This is a genomic window from Rhodoferax sp. (genome assembly GCF_023701345.1).
Taxonomy (GTDB): Bacteria; Pseudomonadota; Gammaproteobacteria; order Burkholderiales; family Burkholderiaceae_C; genus Rhodoferax.
In genome coordinates this window covers 1-4,261 of sequence record NZ_JAMPXE010000193.1, presented here as the reverse complement: position 1 = coordinate 4,261, position 4,261 = coordinate 1, and the positions used below count along the sequence as shown (strand labels likewise).

Here is a 4,261-nt window from a genome sequence, read left to right as displayed (position 1 = left end):
GGTGCACATTGGCGCACCACCCAGCCGCGAAAGCTACCTGGTGGGCGAAAAAATCATTGCCGCCTGCAAGCAAACCGGTGCCCAGGCGCTGCACCCGGGTTATGGCTTCCTCAGCGAAAACGCCGAGTTTGCCAAGCGCGTGGAAGAAGAAGGCATCGTCTTCATCGGCCCCAAGCACTACTCCATGGCGGCCATGGGCGACAAGATCGAGTCCAAGAAACTGGCCGGTGCCGCTGGCGTCAATTGCATCCCGGGCGTCAACAGTGCCATCGAAACGGCCGAGCGCGCGGTTGAAATTGCCCAGGGCATTGGCTACCCGGTGATGATCAAGGCCAGCGCCGGCGGTGGTGGCAAGGGGCTGCGCGTGGCCTACAACGACAAGGAAGCGTTTGAGGGTTTCACCAGTTGCCGCAATGAAGCGCGCAACAGCTTTGGCGATGACCGCGTGTTTGTCGAGAAGTTCGTCGAAGAGCCGCGCCACATCGAAATCCAGCTGATTGGCGACAGCTTTGGCAACGTGGTGTACCTGAACGAGCGTGAATGCTCCATTCAGCGCCGCCACCAGAAGGTGATCGAAGAGGCGCCTTCGCCTTTTATTTCCGATGCCACGCGCAAGGCCATGGGCGAGCAGGCGGTGGCGCTGGCCAAGGCGGTCAAGTACCAGAGCGCCGGCACGGTGGAATTTGTGGTCGGCAAGGACCAGAGCTTCTACTTCCTGGAGATGAACACGCGCCTGCAGGTGGAACACCCGGTGACCGAATGCATCACCGGGCTGGACCTGGTGGAGCTGATGATCCGCGTCGCCGCCGGAGAAAAATTGCCGCTCACGCAGGCCGAGGTCAAGCGCAACGGCTGGGCCATCGAGTGCCGCATCAATGCCGAGGACCCGTACCGTAACTTTTTGCCCAGCACCGGGCGCCTGGTGCGGTTTTCGCCGCCGGCCCAGACCATGGCGCAGGCCAACACCAGCGACTGGTTCGGCGTGCGTGTCGACACCGGGGTGCAGGACGGTGGCGAGATCCCGATGTATTACGACTCGATGATCGCCAAACTCATCGTGCATGGCGTTGATCGTCTCGATGCGATAGCCAAGATGCGCGAGGCGCTCAACGGTTTCGTGATTCGCGGCATCAGCAGCAACATCCCGTTCCAGGCGGCCTTGCTGGCGCACCCCAAGTTTGTCTCGGGTGACTTCAACACCGGCTTCATTGCCGAAAACTACGCCCACGGCTTCAAGGCCGAGGACGTGCCGCACGAAGACCCGCACTTCATGCTGGCGCTGGCGGCCTTCGTCCGGCGCAAATCGCGCGAGCGGGCCGCCGGCATCAGCGGCCAGTTGCCGGGTTATGCCGTCAATGCGGGCAGCGATTACGTGGTGGTCACGCTTGGCGAAGCAGGCAGCAACGCCTACACCCCGGTGCATGTTGATGAATTCGTTGGTCAGACGGGTTCGGCGCGCGTCAGGCTGGGCGCCAGCAGTTATGAAATCAGCAGCGATTCCCGGCTCAACGACATCTGCATCACGGGCACCGTGAACGGCGCGCCCTTTACGGCCCAGGTCGAGCGCGGCACGCCAAAGAATCCGCTGGCACTGCGCCTGCAACACAATGGCACACGCATCGATGTGCTGGTGATATCAAAGCGCATGGCCGAGTTGCACGCCCTGATGCCGTTCAAGGCGCCGCCGGACATGAGCCGTTATGTGTTGTCGCCAATGCCGGGCTTGCTCGTGGATGTGGCCGTGCAAGTGGGTCAAAAAGTGCAGGCCGGTGAACGCGTGGCCGTGATCGAAGCCATGAAGATGGAAAACGTGTTGTTTGCCGCCGCTGATGGCGTGGTCGGCAAGGTGCTGGCCGCCAAGGGCGAAAGCTTGACCGTGGACCAGCCGATTGTGGAGTTCGCATGAGCCAGAGACCCCTTCGACCGGCTCAGGACAGGCCTTTCAAGGTACTGGGCATCCAGCAGATCGCCATTGGTGGCACCAGCAAAATCCGCCTGCAAAAGCTCTGGGTCGAGATGCTGGGCCTGGAGGTCACGGGCACGTTCCAGAGTGAACGTGAAAACGTCGATGAAGACATCTGCGCCATGGGCGTCGGCCCGTTCAAGGTCGAGGTCGATTTGATGCAGCCCATGGACATCGACAAAAAACCCGCCGTGCACGCCACACCGCTGAACCATGTGGGCCTGTGGATTGACGACCTGCCCAAGGCGGTGGCATGGCTCACGGCGCAAGGCGTGCGCTTTGCGCCGGGCGGCATCCGCAAAGGGGCCGCAGGCTTTGACATCTGCTTTTTGCACCCCAAGGCGAACGACGAGTTTCCGATTGCGGGCGAGGGCGTGTTGATCGAGATGGTGCAGGCGCCGCCCGAGGTGGTGGCGGCGTTTGCCAAATTGGCGGCCTAAGGTGTGGCTTCGCGTTTGGCCCGTGCCCGGGCCAGCGCGGCCTCGATCACCGCCCGTTTCTTGTCCAGCACCGCCGGGTCGGTGTGCTGCGAGTGGGCGGCCAGGTCTGACAATTTCAATACCGCTTTTTCTTCCAGTCGCCGGTCGTTTTCAATTGCCTCACGCGCCCGTCGCGAGCGATTGAATTCATAACGTTGGCGGGCTTGTTCAGCCTGCTCTGGCGACCAGGCGGCCCAGCCCGTGGCGCTGCCTGTCACATTCTCAACTTCAATGCAGTCCACCGGGCACACCGGCAGGCACAGCTCGCAGCCGGTGCAATAGGGCTCGATCACGGTGTGCATCAGCTTGTTGGCGCCCACAATGGCATCCACCGGGCAGGCCTTGATGCACAGCGTGCAACCAATGCACCAGTCCTCGTCAATAAAGACCACGCTGCGTGGTCCCTCCGTGCCGTTGTCGGGGTTGAGCGGTTTGCTTGGGCGCCCGGTCAGTGCGGCCAGGCGCTGCACCCCTTCAGCGCCTCCGGGCGGGCACTGGTTGATGTCTGCGCTGCCGTCATGCAATGCCTGCGCATAGCCGGCACAGTCCGGGTAACCGCAGCGCGTGCACTGGGTTTGCGGCAACACCGCCAAAAGTTCGGCGGCGCCGGGCTTCATCCGTGGCGTTGGGTCGGGCGCTTGCGTGCCGGTTTGGCGGGCTCGGCCACGTTGACAACGGCTTTGCTGACAACCGGCTTGCTGACCATTGCTGGCGCTGGTAACTGGGTGCGCGGCTTGGTTTTCACCAGAGGTTTTTTGGCTTTGGCTGCCGGTTTCTGGCGTGGCTCAGAGAGCTTGCTGAGCACCTTGACTTCAGCCTTGGCTGGCGCTTCGGGCAAAACAAATGCCGGTGCCGGCACAGGCAATTCAGGCTCGGGCTTGGTCAGTACCGGGGCGGGTGGCGGTGCCACCATCACCGGGGTTGCTGCGACCGGCTTGGGCTGGTAGGCCAGAATGAAGGCCTTGACTTGCGGGTAGACCAGTTCACGCCAGCGGCGGCCGGCAAAAATGCCATAGTGGCCGGCGCCTTCCACCTCGATGTGGCGCTGGTTGGCCTTGTCCACGCCGGTGCAAATGGTGTGCACGGCGGCGGTCTGGCCGGAGCCTGAAATATCGTCGAGCTCGCCTTCGATGGACAACAGGGCCGTGTTGTGGATGTCTTCCGGGCGCACGCGCTCAACCTTGCCGTCAACCCCCTTGACGTCCCAGGTGCCGTTGACCAGGTTGAACTCCTGGAACACGACCCTGATGGTGTCGAGGTAGTACTGTGCATCCATGTCCAGCACCGCGTTGTACTCGTCGTAGAACTTGCGGTGGGCATCGGCACTGGCGTCATCGCCCTTGATCAAGTCTTTGAAGTAGTCGTAATGGCTGCGGGCATGGTTGCTCGGGTTCATGGCGACAAAGCCGGAGTGCTGCAAAAAGCCGGGGTAAACCTTGCGCCCGGCGCCAGGGAAGCGGGTCGGCACGCGGTAAATCACGTTGTGCTCAAACCAATCAATGCTCTTGTTCATGGCCAGGTTGTTGACGGCGGTGGGTGACAGGCGCGCGTCAATCGGGCCACCCATCATGACCATGCTCAAGGGCGTGAGTTCGCCCCGGCTGGCCATCAGCGACACCGCGGCCAGCACCGGCACGGTCGGCTGGCAGACGCTCATGACATGGCAGTTGCCGTAGCGGTTTTGCACATGGCGGATGAACTCCTGCACGTAATTGATGTAGTCGTCCAGACTGAAATCACCCTCGGAGGTGGGCACCAGTCGGGCGTTGGTCCAGTCGGTGACATAGACCTTGTGGTCTTTCAGCATGGTTTTGACGGT

At 62.1% G+C, this 4,261-nt stretch carries 4 protein-coding genes; 2 read left to right on the top strand and 2 right to left on the bottom strand.

Annotated features, from left to right (window positions below; all coding sequences use genetic code 11):
• Together NDI87_RS16790 and NDI87_RS16785 are read left to right on the top strand one after the other, a co-directional pair.
• Positions 1-1,906: biotin carboxylase N-terminal domain-containing protein (locus tag NDI87_RS16790; RefSeq protein WP_296276727.1), on the top strand; the 1,906-nt coding region annotated here is incomplete at its 5' end.
• A complete protein-coding gene (locus NDI87_RS16785) occupies positions 1,903-2,403 on the top strand; it encodes a VOC family protein (protein ID WP_296276726.1) in 501 nt (166 codons plus the stop codon). The genes NDI87_RS16790 and NDI87_RS16785, both read left to right, overlap by 4 nt.
• Here NDI87_RS16785 and rsxB read toward each other — a convergent pair.
• Positions 2,400-3,059, bottom strand: coding sequence for an electron transport complex subunit RsxB (rsxB, locus tag NDI87_RS16780; RefSeq protein WP_296276725.1), 660 nt, complete (start codon positions 3,057-3,059; stop codon positions 2,400-2,402). The two genes, NDI87_RS16785 and rsxB, sit on opposite strands and share 4 nt — an antisense overlap.
• The coding region (gene phaZ / locus NDI87_RS16775) for a polyhydroxyalkanoate depolymerase (RefSeq protein ID WP_296276724.1) at positions 3,056-4,261 on the bottom strand (1,206 nt) is incomplete at its 5' end. The genes rsxB and phaZ, both read right to left, overlap by 4 nt.